Origin of the sequence: Plantactinospora endophytica (assembly GCF_016862915.1) — a bacterium.
Taxonomy (GTDB): domain Bacteria; phylum Actinomycetota; class Actinomycetes; order Mycobacteriales; family Micromonosporaceae; genus Plantactinospora; species Plantactinospora endophytica.
This window is the reverse complement of record NZ_BONW01000016.1, coordinates 1-16578: the sequence shown is the minus strand read 5'-3', so window position 1 is coordinate 16578 and position 16578 is coordinate 1. Positions and strand designations below refer to the sequence as shown.

The window sequence follows — 16578 nt, the reverse complement described above, 5'->3', positions numbered from 1 at the left end:
CGGCCCCACCGGATCCGGACGGCTACCTGATCTCGTACGCCCGGATCACCGTCTGCCGCACGGTGTTACCGGCGCTGTCCGTCGCGGTGGCCCGCAGCGAGACGAAGCCCGGCGCCGCCGGATGCGCGACGCGCGCCACGCCGGTGCCGCCGGGCGCGACGACCTGGGCCGGGCGCCAGGTCGCGCCGTCGTCGTACGACACGTCGACCGTCAGCGACCGGGTCCGCGCGGCCGGCGCACCGGGCTGGGGCCGCACCGACACCGGAATGCTGAACGGCCGGCCCGCCGGGGCGGCGTTCCACTGGTCGAGTTCGGGGCTGAACCGCACCGCGGCGAGCGGCAGCGGCACCGGCCCGTCACCTGGGACGTGGCCGGACCGGAACGTCCACACCCCCGCCACCGTGGTCGAGAGCGCGAACGGCGCGCCCCGGGTCGCCGTCGCCTCGATCCGGTAGTCGGCCGCAGCGGCCGGCACCTCGACCAGCGCGCCCAGACTGTCGGCCTCGGCGATCCTGTCGCCGTCCCGGTAGAGCACGAACCGTGCCGACTCCATCGCCGACCAGGTGGACCGCCCGGCGCCGTCACCGAACAGCGGCACCCGGACGTCCAGTTCGTCGCCCCGCCGAGCGACCCAGGGCCAACCCGCCGGGTAGCCCTCGAAGGTCGGCCCGAAGACCGCCTGGTTCCACCGGGTGGCCGTCACCGTGCCAGACCAGTAGGTCACGGGTGGCGCGGAGAGACTCGACACCCTCCTCCCGAACGGATCCTCATCGGTGCGGAGCAACTCCTGCACCCCCTTGGCCCACCGCACGCCGCCCTCGGTGTTGAAGTACTCGGTTCGCGCGAACGGCGCCTCGAACTCGACCATGCGGGACAGGCTGGAGTCGGAGAACCCGGGCATCACCGGGAACTCGCCGACCAGGAGCCGCACCCCGTCGCCGTACGCTCCCCGGTCGTACCGCGCCCGCACCGTGGCCAGCTCGCCCGGACGGACCGTACCCCGGAAGCCGTCGAACATCGTCCCCTTGGCGTACCAGGCCAGGTTGTACTGGTACGGGCTCGGCGCCTCGGCCGTCGTACCCGCCCGCTCCCACATCCCGTAGACCCGGTTCACGAAGCCGGGCACGATCGTCCCGCCGCCGCCGAGCAGCCCGGTGTACGTCCCGCCGGCCGGATCGCCGCCCACGACGATCCCGCCGGTACCGGTGGCGATCTCGATCTCCGCCGCGACGGTGAAGAACAGCGGGGTCGCGTCCGGTCGCGGCGAGGTCGCCGATACCGGCTTCGCCCGACGGCCGTCCACGGCCACCGTGGTCGCCGCCGTCAGCTCCAGCGCCGGTTGGGCCAGCAGGCTGGTCTCACGGTTGGCGCCGTCCCGGTCGTTCACCGCGCTCACCAGCGCGTACCGGCCCTTCGGCAGGCGGATCGTGACCGTGCCGTCCGCGTCGTACGGCTCGTACCCGCCTATCCCGTCCGGTTCGTCGAGCCGGTGCAGCACCGTGTAGTAGTCGTCGGTCGCCTTACCGGCCCGGTTGGTGTGCACCAGGGTGAGCGGGTAGCTCTCGGCCTCCCGCTCGATCGCGAACGGGGTCTGCACGACCAGGCCGTCGGCGGTGCCGACGAGCCGGCCCGTGTAGTAGCCGGTCGGGCCGCCGACCCGGGTGTCCGCGGTGAGGGTCACCTGGGCGCTGCCGCCGGCCGGTACGGTCACCGTGGTCGCGCTCGACGTGAACATCCCGGCCGGGGCGGGCCTGCCGTCCGGACCGGTGCCCTCGGCCGTCAACGCCAGCGTCACCGGAGCCGAACCGCGGTTGTGGTACGTGACCGTCTTCGCCATCGGCACGTCGTCGGTCGGCGGCCACATCTGGAGGCCGAAGCCGACGCTCGGCGGGTCGGCCCGGACCGTCTGGCCGACCGCCCGGGCCACGTCCACCCGGCCGGCGCCCTGCGCGTAGGCGCTCAGGCCCGATCGTGGCCTGGCGGAGGCCATCAGCGTCGCCTTCAGCGCGCCGGCCGTCCACTCCGGATGCCGCTGGGCCAGGATCGCGGCCGCGCCCGCCACGTGCGGCGTGGCCATCGAGGTACCGGACATGGTCACGTACGGCTGCCCGGTCGGACCGTCGGACGCGTCCCGGCTGTTCGCCGCGACGATGTCCACACCCGGCGCGGTGAGGTCGGGCTTGAGCCCACCGTCGCCGAGCCGAGGGCCCCGACTGGAGAACCAGGCCAGTTCGTCGGCGCGGTTGACCGCACCGACCGTGAGCGCGGCCTCGGCACTCGCCGGTGAGCCGATGGTGGCGTCCGCACCTTCGTTACCGGCGGAGATCACGAAGAGGGTGCCGTGCCGCTCGGTGAGCGACTGCACGGCCTGCTCGACCGGATCCACCTCGGGGGTGTCCGTGCCGCCGAGACTGATGTTGACCACCGAGGCACCCTGCTCGACGGCCCACTGCATGCCGGCGAGGATCCACGAGTCGAGACACCCGTAGACCACGCACACCTTGCCGTCCAGCAGCCGTGCCCCGGGCGCCACCCCCTTGTTCCTCCCGTCGGAGGCCGCGCCGGTGCCGGCGATGGTCGAGGCGACGTGCGTACCGTGTCCGTCCAGGTCCCGGTCGTCCTCCATGCCCTCGGTGAAGTTGGCCTGGCCGGCCACCTGACCCGCCAGGTCCGGATGGCCGGCGTCCACCCCGCCGTCCAGCACCGCGACCTTCACACCGGTGCCGTCCAGCCCGCCCTGCCAGGCCGACGGCGCGCCGATCTGCGGCACGCTCTGCTCCAGCGTCGGCTTGCGTACCCCGTCCAGCCAGAGCGTGGAGACGCCGCCGCGCAGCGCGGCCGGGCCGGCACCGTCGGCGAGTTCCCGCCACAGCTCGGCCAGCTCGGGCTTGTCGGCCCGGACCGCGAGACCGCGCACCGCCGGCAGTTCCCGGATCACCCGGGCGCCCGGCCCGGTCACCGTGCCCCGCGCCGCGCCGAGGTTCCCCGTCGAGGTCACGATCAGCGGCAGGTCGGCCCGCCGGTCGTCGTAACCGGACTCCAGCAACGTGGTCACGTCGAAGAGCCGGGCGTCCACTCGGCCGGCCCGGACCAGCGGTTCCGCGTCCGCCGGCATCACGTGTAGACGCCCGCCCACCCGGCGGGCCTGGATGGAGATGTCGTCCCGACCGGCGCCGGGCGCCAGTCCGACGTTGCCGTCGGCGCCCACCGTGACCAGGTCCCCGGTGACCAGGGTGACCGACCGGGCCTCCGGCAGCCGTTCCGCCACGTCGGCGGCCGGCGCCGGCGCCGCCGCTGCCGGCGCCTTGCCGGCCGGACCGGCCGCGCCGCCGAACGAGACGACGAAGGCGGCGACCGCCAGGCCGCCGCCCCACCGTGTGGATCTCCTTCGCATGAGTACTCCCCGCATCCGTTCGGAAGTTCCGGACACCAGAAGGACCCGGGCCGGTGACGGAACGTTGAAGACGGATGGCGCAAAACTTCGACCGGGATCGAGGCGTCCGTCGCCGTCCCTGGTCAGCGCCCTTCCACGCCGGAACAACGGCCGGCAGCGCGCCGGAACGGCGGGACCGGACCAGGGACCCGGCTGGCGCCGTACCCCGTCCAGGGGGCAGCATGGCGGGCGTGTCTCAGCCTCCACAACTCGCCGCCGTACAGGGCCGCGCCCGGGCACTCCGCGACGGCGGCGACGATCCGGCCGCCCGGCGGCTGCTCGCACAGGCACTCGACGCGGCGCGACCGGCGTATGGCAAGGACCATCCGGAGGTGCTCGGCACCGTACAGGTGCTGGCCCAGTGGCACCGGGAGGCCGACGACCCGGCGGCGGCCCGACGGCTGCTGGAAGAGGCGTTGCTCGACGCCCAGCACCGTGGTGACGCCGACCCGCTGATGCTGGCGCTCAGCTTCGAACTCGGCGCCGTCGCCGAGGAGTTGGGCAACCGGCACGAGGCCCGCCGCAACTTCGGCCGGGTCGCGTCGTTCGGTCCCGGTGTGCTCGGCGACGACCACTGGCAGGTCCGGGCGGCCCGGGACTACCTCGGCGAGGCGCCCGGCGGCGGCGGAGAACCGGTCGGGCCCGCGCCGGTCTCGGCACCGGCCGCACCGTACTCGGCCCCGCCCGCTCCCCTGTCGGCACCACCCGCCCCATTCTCCGCGCCGCCCGGGCCGCAGCCCGTGGCCTCGGCACCGCCCGTGCCGCCGGTTTCGGCACCGCACCCGACGCAGGCACCGCCGGCCCGGCCGGGCGGCGACGGACTGTTCCAGTCGGTCGCCAGCACTCCGACCTACCCGTCGGCCACCGAGCCGGTGTCGGGATATCCGGCGGTAGCGCAGACCTCGGCGTGGGCGCCGACCGCCGCCGAGCAGACGTCGTCGACGTACCCGCCGTACTCGGCGCAGTCGGTCGCGCAGCTCGAGTCGTACCCGGTGATCACGCCGACCCCCACCTCCGCCGCGCCGGCACCGGCCCCGGAGCCGAGCCGGGGCCGTGGCTCGACCGTGGCCGCCGCGGTGGCCGCCGCCGCAGCGGTGGTCGCCGCGATCGTGGTGGTGGTCGCAGTCGTCGTCGACAAGAGCGGCTCCCCGGACTCCGGGCCGGCCGACGAGCGCGGCGAGCCGGTCGTGGCCGGTGAACCGCCGACCGACCTGAAGCTGGTCGACGAGGGTACGGCGATCACCATCAGTTGGACCGACCCGAGCGGCGGGACGGTACCGTTCGTCGTCGCGGCTGCCCGTGCGGGCCAGCAGACCAAGCCGATGACTACGCTCAGTGCTGGCGAGACCACGTACAAGGTAAACGCGTTGAACCCCAAGCTCGATTACTGCTTCTCGGTGCTCGCCGTCTATTCGACCAACGAATTCGCCCCGTCGGATCTCGCCTGCACGAAGCGGGACGGCGCCGGGGCGACGCCAGGCTGATCACAATTCGACAACCGTTCCCACCCCGCTGACCTGCGGAGACGGGAGCGGACCACGGAGCTTATCCACAATTCACGCCGCGTCTGTCCACAACGGCACGTTCCGGGTACCCGCAGGCATAGCCGGGGCCCTATGATGGCACGCGGTTTCGGGAAAGATTCGCTGACAACGGCGGTTGGACACGACCGCCCACGGGGTGGGGAGGCGGCCGGCTGTGGTCACCACAGGCAACGGCTTGACAGGCAGTGACGGCATCGGCGGGGCCCCTCCCGCCGATGTGGCGCCGGGCGCGCCTCCAGCCCGCCGTCGGTCCCGGCTCCGGGGTGGAGTGGTCACCATCGCCACCGTGGCCGCGCTGGCCGCCGCGATGGGGCTGACCGTGCTCGGCCTCGGCGCCGCCGACAACGCCGTGGCCAGCTTCGACGCCAGTTCCTGGCTGTGGAGCACGACCAAGAGCGAACTGGCCCGGGTCAACGGGGTCACCGGTCGGGTCGACACCCGGGTGCAGGTCCCGCAGGGCCGCAGCCACCAGATGCAGGTCGTGCAGACCGACCGGCTGCTGATCCTGCGCGACCTCAACACCGGCCAGGTCAGCTCGCTGGACCTGGCCACCCTCCAGATCGTCGCGACCACCAAGACCACCGCCGGACTCGGCGTCAACGTGGCGCTGCACGAGGACGCGGCATTCGTCGTCGACGCGGTGCAGGGCATCGTGCGGCAGCTCGACCCCCGCTCGCTGACCCCGGTCGGCGAGCAGATCAACTATCCACCGGGGATCACCGGCGGCCAGTTCGACGGGACCGGCCGGCTCTGGGTCGCGGTGCCCAGCGAGGGGACCGTCTCGGCCATCACCGCCGCCAAGCTGCCGGAGTCCGGCAGCGGCGGCACCGGCGGCGGCGTCAGCCCGGAGCAGGTCTTCAACGACGCGGTCGCCGACCCGAGCCACGACCTGGGAATCTCCACACTGGACGACGGCGTGGCCGTGCTGGACCGGACCACCAACACGCTGACCACGCTGCGCGGCAAGGACAAGCGGCCGGTCACACTGCCGCTGACCGGGCCCGGTTTCATGCCGCCCCGGACCACCGGCCCCCGGGTGCCGGTCACGGTGCTGGACGACCGCAACGTCGTGGTGGCCGACAACGGCGCCGTCGGGCAGCAGTTCAAGGTGCCCGGCGCCGGCAGCCAGCTCAGCCCCGCCGTCGCCTGGGCCAACCGGTTCTACTGCGCGGAACAGGAGACCGGCACGGTCTACTCGTTCGACGAGACCGGGAAGCTGCTGGAGAAGATCGAGATTCCGGGTGCGAACGGGCCGCTGGAGCTGGAGGTGCGGGAGAACCACCTCTTCATCAACGCCCCGAACTCCGCCGTCGCCCGGGTCATCGACGACAAGCACCAGGTCAAGGACGTCAACAAGTACGCCAACGACATTCTCGGTGGTGACCCGCCGCCGAACCCGCCGCCGCCTCCGCCGCCGCCGAAGCCGGTGATCAGCAAGCCGAGCGCGCCGAAGTCGGTGACCGCCGCCGCCGGCAACGCCCAGGCCCGGGTGAACTGGCGGCCCGCCGCCGCCAACGGTGCGGCCATCACCCGCTACGTGGTGCAGGGCGCCGGCCGGACCTTCGAGGTGGGCGCCAACCAGCGCTCGCTGGAGGTGACCGGCCTGACCAACGGCGAGACCTACCAGTTCTCCGTGCACGCGGTGAACAGCAAGGGCGCCGGCCCGGCGAAGAAGAGCAACCCGGTGGTACCCACCTCCGAGGTGCCGGACCCGCCGGCCAGCGTCACCGCCGAGGAGCGACCGGACGGCACCGTCGTGGTCAAGTGGCCGGCCGCCAACGGGCAGGGCTACAAGATCAACAAGTACGCGGTGACCGCGATCTCGGCCGGCGCCAACGCACCCGTCGGCGAGTCGACCAAGACCGAGCTGGTGATCCCGGCCGGCGAACTCGACTACGGCAACCAGTACGCCTTCACCGTCGTCTCCATCAACGAGAAGGGCGCCGGTTCGGCCGCCTCGCCGGCCAGCAACAGCGTCGTGCCGTTCACCACTCCGGAGGCGCCGGTCGGCCTCGAGGCGCGTACCGTCGCCGGCTCGCGCGGCACCATCTCGATGAGCTGGAACCCGCCCGCCGACAACGGCCGCCCGATCACGAAGTACGTGGTCGACGCCGGTGGTAAGAAGAGCGAGGTGACCGACACCCAGGCCACCGTGGGAGAGCTGGGTGACGGCGCGAACGTCACCGTCCGGGTGCAGGCGGTCAACGAGGCAGGTCCCGGCGCCGCCGCCACCGACAGTGCCAGCACTGTCGCCGCGCCCCGGGTCACCATCACCGGCACCACCGCCGACGCCACCTCGGTCACGGTCAACTTCACCGTGAACGACGGCGGCGGCGAAGCGGCCTGCTCGGTGACCCCGGCCGGCCGGGCCAAGGTCAACGGCAACTGCTCCAGCATCCGGGTCACCGGACTGACTCCTGGCACCAACTACGACTTCACCGTCACGGCGACCAACGCGGCCGGCAACGGCACCGACACGGTCGGCAAGGCGACCGCTGCCGTCTTCGGCATCGCCACCTGCAACAACGGCTCCTCCGGCGACCAGCGGACGTACTGCGACTCCGACGGTCCGGGCCGGAACGGCAACGAGATATTCTCGGTGACCCGGCAGGACGACGACCGCAAGGCCGGCTGGGCGAAGCCGGGCACCCGGATCAAGTCGCTCTGCAAGGCATCCGGTGAAGAGGTCTACGCGTACGTCTACAACAACGACAAGCGCAGCACGTGGTGGGTCCGGATCGAGTGGAACGGCGGTACGCCGTACATCCCGTTCGCCTGGCTCAACCTCGAGGGGGGCGACAGTATCAACATCCTGCCCACCTGCTGACCGCGTCAACCGGTAACAGGCAGCACCCTGCGGTAACAAGGAGCACCACGACCGTGAACAACCACGAGCCGCTTACCCCGCACCATGTGCAGGGCTTCGCCAACCTGGCCGCCCGGATCGCCGAGAACATCAACTCGGTGGTGCTGGGTAAGCCGCACGTGGTCCGGCTGGCGCTCACCGCGCTGTTCGCCCAGGGGCACGTCCTGCTGGAGGACGTGCCCGGGGTGGGCAAGACCACCCTGGCCCGGGCGATCGCCGCCACCGTGCACGGTCAGTGGCGGCGCATCCAGTTCACCCCCGACCTGCTCCCCGCCGACGTCTCCGGGGTGACCATCTTCAACCAGGGCAGTCGGAGCTTCGAGTTCCACCCCGGCCCGGTCTTCGCCAACATCGTCATCGCGGACGAGATCAACCGGGCGTCCCCGAAGACCCAGTCGGCGCTGCTGGAGGTGATGGAGGAGCGCAACGTCACCGTGGACGGCGTCCGGCACCCGGTGCCCAGGCCGTTCCTGGTGGTCGCCACCCAGAATCCGGTCGAGATGGACGGCACCTACCGGCTGCCCGAGGCGCAGCTCGACCGGTTCCTGGTGAAGCTCTCGGTCGGCTATCCCGACGAGGCGGTCGAGATCGAGGTGCTCCGGGGTGCCCCGATGCGCTCCCCGGAGGCGTTGGAGCCGGTGACCGACACCGCCACCGTCGGGGAGATGGTCCGGATGGCCCAGCGGGTGCACATCGCCGACCCGCTCTACGCGTACGCGGTCCGGCTGGCTGCGGCGACCCGCAACCATCCACACGTACGGGTCGGGGTCAGTCCCCGGGGCGTGATCGCGCTGACCCGCGCGGCCTGCGCGTACGCCCTGATCGACGGGCGCGGCTGGATCCTCCCCGAAGACCTCAAACTCCTCACCGAGCCGGTCTTCGCACACCGGGTCCTGCTCTCCCCCGACGCCCAGGTCCGGGGCGTGACCGCGACCGAGGTGCTGCACGAGGCGGTCGCGTCGGTGCCGGTGCCGCTGCCCTCGGGGCAGTTGGCCCCGGCAGGCACCTGACCGCGTCATGACGATCACCTCACGTGGCATCGGTCTGCTCGTCGGTGCCGCCATCCTCCTGGTCACCGGTTTCCAGTTCGGCTACCCGGGGCTCGCCCTGCTCGGCACGGCCGCGACGATCGCGCTGGCCTGCGCCGCCGGCAACGCCGCCTGGCGGCCCCGGCTCGGCGTGACCCGGGTGGCCGACCCGGACCGGGTGGGCCGGGGCGAGCCGGCCAGCATGACCCTGACGGTGCGTAACAGCGCCCGGCTCCGCTCGGCCAACCTGATCGCCGAGGACCGCTGCGGCAACCGTGGAGTGCCGGTGCCACTGCTCCGGCTGCGTCCCGGCCGGGACACCACGGTCAGCTATCCGGTCCCGACCACCCGGCGCGGCGTGATCGCCGTCGGTCCGCTCCGGGTCACCGGCCGGGACGCGCTCGGGCTGATCACCGTGGCCCGCTCGCACGGCGACACCGCCCAGGTCTGGGTGCACCCCCGGATCCACCCGCTGGCCGCAGTCCCCGCCGGGATCGCCCGGAGCATGGACGGGCGGATCGACAAGGTGCCGCAGGGCTCGATCACCTTCGACTCGCTCCGGGAGTACGTCGTCGGCGACGAACTCCGCCGGGTGCACTGGCGGAGCAGTGCCAAGGTCGGCGAGCTGATGGTCAAGGAGCAGTTGGACACCAGCCTGCCCCGGATCGTCGTACTGCTGGACAACCGGGCCGGTGCCCATCCGGGGCGGGTCGACGGCGTCGCCGAGACGTTCGAGTCGGCCTGCGAGGCGGCGGCCTCGGTGGTGGTGGCCGCCCGTCGGGAGGACCTGCCGGTGACCCTGCTGCTGGTCGCCGAGACCGACGGCTCCGGGGAGTTCCTGGACCGGCTGGCCGCCGCCGACCTGGTGCCGGGGACGCGGGGCGGCGAGGGCGACCCGCTGCGCACCACGACACTGCGGCTGCGGCAGGAGAAACTCGGCGACACCCTGGTCTTCCTCACCGGTCCGGGCGCCGCCGCCGACCTCGGCTACGTCGGCGCGCTGCGCCCCGCGTACCCGTCGGTGGTGGCCGGGATGTTCGGGGCCGGCGGCCAGACCCCGGCCGGCTCGACCGGACTGGTCGTGATCGACGCCGCCGACGGGGCGGAGTTCGCGGCCGAGTGGGACGGGGTACGCCGGTGGTGAGCCTGCTCCGGGCGCTGCCGGTGCCGCTGGCCCTGGTGGCGATGATCGGCCTGGCCGGCGCGGTCCTCGGCGGGGTGTACGCCGACCCGCTGCTCAGCCGGCTGGTTCTCGGCGCGGCCATCGGCTCCGTCGGGGTCAGCCTGGCCACCCGGCGCCTGCCGTCCTGGCTGGTCGCCCCGCTCTCGGTGCTGGCCCTGCTCGGCTACACCGCCGCCGCGCTCTGGTTCACCGCGCAGCGCGCCGACCTGCCCGGCTCGCTCGGCACCGTGGCGGCGGACGCCGCCCGCAACGGCATTCCTCGGCTGCTCACCGCGCTGATCCCGGTGGAGCCGTTGCCGGACACGGTGATCGTGCCACTCGTCGCGGCCTGGCTTGCCGGGCTGGCCGGTGCCGAGATCGGGATCCGGGCGGACAGGGTGCTGCTCGGCCTGACCGCCCCCGCCGGCCTGTACGCGGGCGCGCTCTACGTGGTCGGCCCGAACGCCGACACGACGCCCTGGTTGACGATCGCGTTCGCCGCCGCCGGAGCGGTGGCACTGGCCGCCGGTGCACGGCCGGCCCGGCCGGACCGGAGCGGTTCGCCCGACCCGGCCGGCGACCTGACTCCCGCCGTCCGGGCCGCGCTACGGGCCCGGACGCTCGCCAGCACCGCACTCGGCCTGGTCCTGGTACTCGGGCTCGCCGCGCTGCTGGCTCCGGTGGTGGCTCGGCAGGTCGGCACCACCCCGGTCGATCCGCGCCGCTACGTCCAACCGCCCCAGGTGGACAGCCTGGACGAGAATCCACTGATCCGGATCTCCGGCTGGGCGCTGAACCCGGACCAGAAGTTGCTAGACGTGGCGAGTGGCGGACCGGGCGGACCGGCGCCGGCCGGCTCTCCGGCGGCCACCGCCGCGCCGACCCCGAGCGGCGAGGGCGAGGAGCCGGCCGTCGAGGAGGAGGACGGTCCGCCGGCCGGGCTGCGGATCCGGCTCGCGGTGCTGGGCGACTACGACGGGGTGACCTGGCGGGTCGGCGCGACGTACCGGAACGCCGGGCGGGTGCTGCCGGAGACGGACCCGCTGCCGGACGCCCGGGTGGAACAGGTCGTGCAGCAGATCACCGTGGACAGTCTGACCGGTCGGCTGCTGCCGGCGGTGTCCACGCCACGCGAGGTGACCGGCGCCCGGGTCGCGTACGACCAGGACAGCGGGACGCTGATCCGGCCGGAGGGGCTGACGCCGGGCCTGAGTTACTCGGTCACCTCGCGGCGGGAGTACCCGGACTACAGCCTGCTGACCTCGGCGAACGTCCCGGCCGGGGACGCGGTGGCCCGATACCTGAAGGTCGAGCCGGGCGCGCCGGAGCAGATGCAGCAGCTCGCCGCCCAACTCGCCGAGGACAACGGGGCGCCGTACGCCCGCGCCGACGCGATCGCGACGTTCCTCGCCGAGCACTACCGGGTGGTCGCCGACGCGCCCAGCGGGCATGCCTATCCCAACCTCAACTTCTTCCTCTTCGGCCCGAGCACCGGCGGCGGGCAGCGCGGCACCTCCGAGCAGTTCGCCGCCGCCTTCGCCGTGCTCGGCCGGATGACCGGGCTGCCCACCCGGGTGGTGGTCGGCTTCCAGGCGCCCACCGGCACCGGACCGGTACGCGGCGCGGACGCGCTCGCCTGGCCGGAGGTGCTCTTCGACGGTCTCGGCTGGGTGGCGTTCGACCCGCTGCCGAAGCCGAACACCCGGCCCAAGCCGGTCGAGCAGGACTTCAAGCCGGAGCCGGAGGATCCGACCCCGCCGCCGGACGAGGCGACGCAGAGCCCGGAGGCGACACCCAGCGGCAGCGCCGGTCCACAGGCCGGTCCGGGCCGGGGCGCCGGGCTCGGCACGCCGGTACTGGTCGGCGGCGGTACCGGTGGCCTGCTGCTCCTGCTGGCCGGGCTGGCCACCCTGGTCGTCGGCCTGCGCCGGGCCCAGCGCCGCCGGCGGCTCGCCGAAGGGCTGCCGGCGCAGCGGATCGCCGGTGCCTGGCGGGAGGTGACCGACGCGCTGCGGCTGGCCGGACGGCCGGTGCCGGAGCATCTCGCGGCCACCGAGGTCGCCGCGCACGCCCGGTCCAGCCTGGCCGGTGCGGCCGGCCCCGGCTCCGACCTCGGGCCGCACGCCGACCTCGTTCCGCAGACGCCGGAGCCGGGCCGTCCCGAGCCGCTCCGTCCGGCCGCACCGCCGGTGGACGACCTGGCCGCGCTGGTCAACCTGGCCGCGTTCGCGCCCGGCAACGCCACCGACGAGCAGGCCCGACAGGCGGGCGAGCTGGCCGTGGCGTACGCGGCCGAACTCCGCGCCGGCCGGCCGTGGTGGCGTCGGGTGCTGTGGTCGCTGCATCCCGGCCCGCTCCGCTGGCGCCGCTGACCGGCAGCCACCACCGGATCAGTCCGGCAGTGTGGTCACCGGGCCGAGCTGGGCGATCAGGGTGGTCAGTGCGGCCGCGCCACCGGCGGCCAGTTCCGGGGTGGGCAGCAGGGCCAGCACCGGTACGTCCACTCCGGCCGTGACGTAACGCTGGACCCGGGACCGGCAGGTCTCCGGGCTGCCGTGCACGACCAGGGCGTCGACCAGCTCGTCCGGTAGCGAGTCTGCGGCAGCCCGGCGGTCGCCGGCCGCCCACGCCCGCCACATCGGCGCGAGCACCGGCTCCCGGCCGAGCCAGCGGTGGAACGCGGCGTACGCCGGCACGGTCAGGTAGGTGGCGATCAGCCGCCGGGCGAACGTCCGGGCGTACCCGGCGTCCTCGGTCGGGCAGACGAAGATCCGGGCGGCCACCTCGAACCCGGGTCGGCGCTCCCCCAACGCGGCGAGCACCTTCGGCACGTCGTCGTCGGCCAGCCAGTTGAGGATCGTCCCGTCCGCCTCGGCGCCGGCCAGCCGCAGCATCCGGGGCCGGAGCGCGGCCAGCAGGATCGGCGGCGGTACGGCCGGCGGACGCTCCAACCGGAACCGTCGTACGGTGAAGGTGTCGTAGACCTCGTCGACCAGCTCGCCCCGCAGCGCCGCCCGCAGGAAGCGCAGTACGTCCCGGCTGCGCCGGAACGGGTCGTCGAACCGGACCGCGTTCCAGTCCTGCACCAGCACCGGTGACGAGGCGCCGATGCCGAGCGAGAACCGGCCGGGCGCGGCTTCGGCCAGCGCCGCCGCGCTCATCGCCAACAGCCCGGGGCCCCGGGTGAACACCGGGGCGACGGCGGTACCCAACCGCAGCGCCGGCTGCCAGGCGGCGGCGAGCGCCAGCGGGGTGAAGGCGTCACTGCCGGCCACCTCGGCGGACCACAGGTCGGTGAACCCCGCCTCGGCGAGCGCGGCGTAGATCCCGTCGTGCCCGTCCAGCGGCACGCCGCTCAGCGGCACCGTCATTGCCCAGCGTGTGGTCACCGATCGATGGTGCCCGCTCCGCTCTGCCCCGGCAACATCTCCGGCCAGATCTTGTAGCCTCTGCCGGGTGACCTTCTCCATCGTGGCGCGATCCGACGACGGCCGGCTGCACGGTGTCGCGGTCGCGAGCAAGTTCCTCGGGGTCGGCGCCCTGGTGCCGGCGGCCGAGGCCGAGGTGGGCGCGCTGGCCACCCAGGCGCAGGCGAACCTGGCGTACCGGCCGCAGGGGCTGGCTTTCCTGCGTACGGGTCTGGGCGCGGCCGACGCGGTGGCCGGGCTGGTCGCCGCCGACTCCGGCCGTACGCACCGGCAGCTCGGAGTGGTCGACGCGGACGGTACGGGTGCCACCTACACCGGGGCCGACTGCCACGACTGGGCCGGCGGGCAGGCCGGTACCGGCTGGGCGGTCCAGGGCAACATCCTGGTCGGGCCGCAGGTCGTCGACGAGATGCGGGACGCCTGGCTGGGCGGTGTCGACCGGCGCTTCCCGGACCGGCTGCTGGACGCGCTCCGGGCCGGTGACCTGGCCGGTGGCGACCGGCGCGGCCGGCAGAGCGCCGCCCTGCTGGTGGTCGGCCGCCGTGGCGGGTACGGCGGCGGCAGCGACGTCGTGGTGGACCTGCGGGTGGACGACCATCCGGATCCGGTTACCGAGCTGGCCCGGCTGCTCGAGGTGCACCGGATGCTCTTCGAGCGGCCCGACCCGGAGACGCTGCGCGAGCTGACCGGCGAGCTGGCCGACGAGGTGTCCCGTCTGCTGGCCGGGCTGGGCTTCCGGGGCGACCGTTCCGAGCTGGACGCCCGGCTCGCCGCCTGGGCGGGCGTGGAGAACCTGGAGGAACGGCTGGTGCCGGCCAGGATCGACCCGGTGGTGCTGGCCCACCTGCGCGCCCGGTCCTGACGAGCGGGCCGGCACCACGGCGGTGACGGTGCGGGCGTCGGCGAGCGCATGGCGGTCAGCCGAAACGCGGCCGGCGCACGCCGCGCCGATCGGGAGTCGGCGACCACGCCAGCCAGCCGAAACACGGCCGGCGCACGCCGCGCCGACTGGGAGACGGCGACCGCACCGGTCAGCCGGAAGCGGAGCCGGCGAGCCTGGCGTCGATCAGGAGACCGCGACCACGCCAGCCAGCCGGAACGCGGCCGGCGCACGCTTCAGCCGAAGGCGAGCCAGCGTACGCCGCGCCGGTCGACCTCGGCCCGTTCCGGTGTGGTGAGCGGTTGCCGGCCGGTGGCCTTGGCGACCAGGGTCAGCCGGTCCCAGCCCAGTTCCTCGGCCAGCCCGGCGCCGGCCGGGCCGGCCGCTCCGGTCAGCAGTCCGGCGATCAGTTCGCCGGCCGGCTCGGTCAGCCACGGCTCCCGGTCCAGGGCGGTGGCCAGGTCGAGTCCGTGCACGCCCAGCTCCACCACCCGGGTGACCAGGAACTCCTCCAGGGTCATCGGATCGCCGTGCCTGGTCCGGACCACCCGTCCGGGCGGGGCCGCGACGCTGGCCGCGTACGCGGCGCGCCAGGTGCGGGCGAAGTCCTCGGCCAGTTCCCGGCCGCTGCCGAACCCGGCGCCCTCGGTCCGGGCCATGTCGATCCGGGCGGCGTCGGTGTCGGGCGTGAACTTGGCCGGCCCGAAGTACCGGGCGGCGTCGACCTCGGCGCGTGGTGGTGCCGGCGCCGCCAACATCCCGACCACCCGGCCGGCCCCGGTGCCGACGTGCGCGGCCAGCTCCCGCACGGTCCAGGGTGGACAGGGCGTGGGCCGCGTGAAGTCCGGTTCGGCCAGCCCGGCCAACACTTCGGCGAGCCGGGCCGCCTCGGACCGGAACGCCTCGATCACCCGCACGTCGCCAGGCTAGTCCTCGGCCGGAACAGCGCCCCGGTCGACCCGGCTAGCGACCATCCGGCTCGTCCTCGGCCGGGACAGCGCCTCGGCCGACCAGGCTAGGGACCATCCGGCTCGTCCTCGGCCGGGACAGCGCCCCGGCCGGTGTGCCGGGGCACCACCCGGTGCAGGGCGACGAGTACCAGTGCGGTCATCAGGGCGGCGGTGCCGGCGATTCCGGCCGCGCTGCCGCCGTACGCCACCAGGAGTTGGTGCCGGTCGAACTCGGGGATCGGGGTCGACCGCACGCCGTCGGTCCAGCCGAGGGCGATCGCGGCGACCAGCAGCAGGGCCAGGCCGACGATGGCGAGTACGGAGGTGACCCGGCGGTTGCCGTCGGCGGCCTCGACCTGCGCGGTCTCCCGCTGGGTCAGCAGCAGCACCAGGCTGGCCGCCGACGCCCAGGCGCCGACCACCAGCAGCGCCGTCACCGCGTCGCTGGGCCGGTGCCAGCCGGCGGACAGGGTGGCGACGCCGGCAGCGGCGGCGTAGCCGGCGCCGACCAGGGCACCCCAGCCGCGTACCCGGGGCGGCAGCACCATGACCAGCGCGATCGCCACCGAGGCGGCGACCGTGGTGTGTCCACTGGGCAGGCTGTTGCCGGCTGCCTCCCGAGCCTCGTCCACGTCGAAGTCGGGCCGTTCGATGAAGTGCTTGAGTATCTGGGTGGTGAAGTTCGACCCCGCGATCAGCAGTACGGTCACCACCGCCAGGGTGATCCGGACCCGGATCAGCGCGATGAAGCCGATGACCGCGGTGGCGACGAGCAGCGAGAGCAGCGAGACCGCGTTGAGTACACCGCCGACGATGCCCTCGATCCGCTGCTGCCCGATGGAGTTCCCGGTCAGCGCGATGGTGTCCAGCAGTTGGCCGTGTTCGGTGCCGACGGCGAACCGCCAGACCACGACGAACGCGAGGACCTGCACGGCGGTCAGCAGGACCAACCAGGACGCTGTCAGAATGCCGCTTCGGCCACGCACGCCGGACACCGTATCGGACGCACCCGGCATAGCCGACACCGCACCACCCGGACTCGGAAGGGGCGGGACAACAAGAAGCGGGAGGGGCCGCCACGGGGGAAGCGGCCCCTCCCACTGACGCCAGGATACTCCGTCTTGGGTCCCCGGGGCACCCCGGGACTGACTGGAAACTCAGTGTCTTCGCCCGGGTACGTCACGAAAATCTTCGCCAACTCAGCTCCACGGAATGACGTTCCGCTGGCAGGGACATCCGTGGTACCTCCGACCGGAACACGGAACCGGGCGGGCGGCACCCCCTGGT

General features: G+C 73.7%; 10 protein-coding genes. 6 read left to right on the top strand and 4 right to left on the bottom strand.

Annotated features, from left to right (window positions below):
• Nucleotides 1–22 precede the first annotated feature (22 nt).
• Nucleotides 23–3394 (bottom strand): S8 family serine peptidase, encoded by a 3372-nt coding sequence (locus tag Pen02_RS16150; protein WP_203866879.1) that lies wholly within the window; start codon nt 3392–3394, stop codon nt 23–25.
• A 230-nt stretch (nt 3395–3624) separates the two neighbouring features.
• Between Pen02_RS16150 and Pen02_RS42560 the strand changes: the two genes are divergently transcribed.
• The 5 genes from Pen02_RS42560 to Pen02_RS16125 all read left to right on the top strand — a co-directional run bounded on the left by Pen02_RS42560 (nt 3625) and on the right by Pen02_RS16125 (nt 12405).
• Nucleotides 3625–4917, top strand: coding sequence for a fibronectin type III domain-containing protein (locus tag Pen02_RS42560; RefSeq protein ID WP_275413582.1), 1293 nt, complete (start codon nt 3625–3627; stop codon nt 4915–4917).
• A 253-nt stretch (nt 4918–5170) separates the two neighbouring features.
• Nucleotides 5171–7804 carry a fibronectin type III domain-containing protein gene (locus tag Pen02_RS16140; protein WP_372445618.1) on the top strand — a complete coding sequence of 878 codons (2634 nt, stop codon included), beginning with the start codon at nt 5171–5173 and terminating at the stop codon, nt 7802–7804.
• A 53-nt stretch (nt 7805–7857) separates the two neighbouring features.
• Entirely contained in the window at nt 7858–8853 is a 996-nt protein-coding gene (locus Pen02_RS16135; protein ID WP_203866877.1) for an AAA family ATPase, read from the top strand.
• 7 nt (nt 8854–8860) lie between these two features.
• Nucleotides 8861–10015: a DUF58 domain-containing protein gene (locus Pen02_RS16130; protein ID WP_203866876.1), complete on the top strand. Its 1155-nt coding sequence runs from the start codon at nt 8861–8863 to the stop codon at nt 10013–10015.
• Nucleotides 9991–12405 carry a transglutaminase TgpA family protein gene (locus Pen02_RS16125; RefSeq protein WP_239140830.1) on the top strand — a complete coding sequence of 805 codons (2415 nt, stop codon included), beginning with the start codon at nt 9991–9993 and terminating at the stop codon, nt 12403–12405. Before Pen02_RS16130 ends, Pen02_RS16125 begins: the two co-directional genes overlap by 25 nt.
• A gap of 18 nt (nt 12406–12423) precedes the next feature.
• Here the strand turns inward: Pen02_RS16125 and Pen02_RS16120 are convergent, their stop codons facing one another.
• The gene (locus Pen02_RS16120; RefSeq protein ID WP_203867272.1) at nt 12424–13404 is read right to left on the bottom strand and encodes an LLM class F420-dependent oxidoreductase; all 981 of its coding nucleotides are present in this window, start codon (nt 13402–13404) and stop codon (nt 12424–12426) included.
• 85 nt (nt 13405–13489) lie between these two features.
• On the opposite strand from Pen02_RS16120, the gene Pen02_RS16115 reads away from it, so the two are divergent.
• Nucleotides 13490–14323 carry a DUF1028 domain-containing protein gene (locus Pen02_RS16115; RefSeq protein WP_203866875.1) on the top strand — a complete coding sequence of 278 codons (834 nt, stop codon included), beginning with the start codon at nt 13490–13492 and terminating at the stop codon, nt 14321–14323.
• Nucleotides 14324–14577: 254 nt separating this feature from the next.
• Here Pen02_RS16115 and Pen02_RS16110 read toward each other — a convergent pair whose 3' ends face one another.
• Both Pen02_RS16110 and Pen02_RS16105 read right to left on the bottom strand, forming a co-directional pair.
• Nucleotides 14578–15258, bottom strand: a complete 681-nt coding sequence (locus Pen02_RS16110) for a maleylpyruvate isomerase N-terminal domain-containing protein (protein ID WP_203866874.1) — start codon at nt 15256–15258, stop codon at nt 14578–14580.
• 98 nt (nt 15259–15356) lie between these two features.
• The gene (locus tag Pen02_RS16105; RefSeq protein WP_239140827.1) at nt 15357–16277 is read right to left on the bottom strand and encodes a phosphatase PAP2 family protein; all 921 of its coding nucleotides are present in this window, start codon (nt 16275–16277) and stop codon (nt 15357–15359) included.
• Nucleotides 16278–16578 lie beyond the last annotated feature (301 nt).

Excerpts from the sequence above, each read along its gene's own strand:
- Pen02_RS16150 (WP_203866879.1), bottom strand. The coding sequence starts at position 3,394 with ATGCGAAGGAGATCCACACGGTGGGGCGGCGGCCTGGCGGTCGCCGCC.
- Pen02_RS16130 (WP_203866876.1), top strand. The coding sequence starts at position 8,861 with ATGACGATCACCTCACGTGGCATCGGTCTGCTCGTCGGTGCCGCCATC.
- Pen02_RS16120 (WP_203867272.1), bottom strand. The coding sequence starts at position 13,404 with ATGACGGTGCCGCTGAGCGGCGTGCCGCTGGACGGGCACGACGGGATC.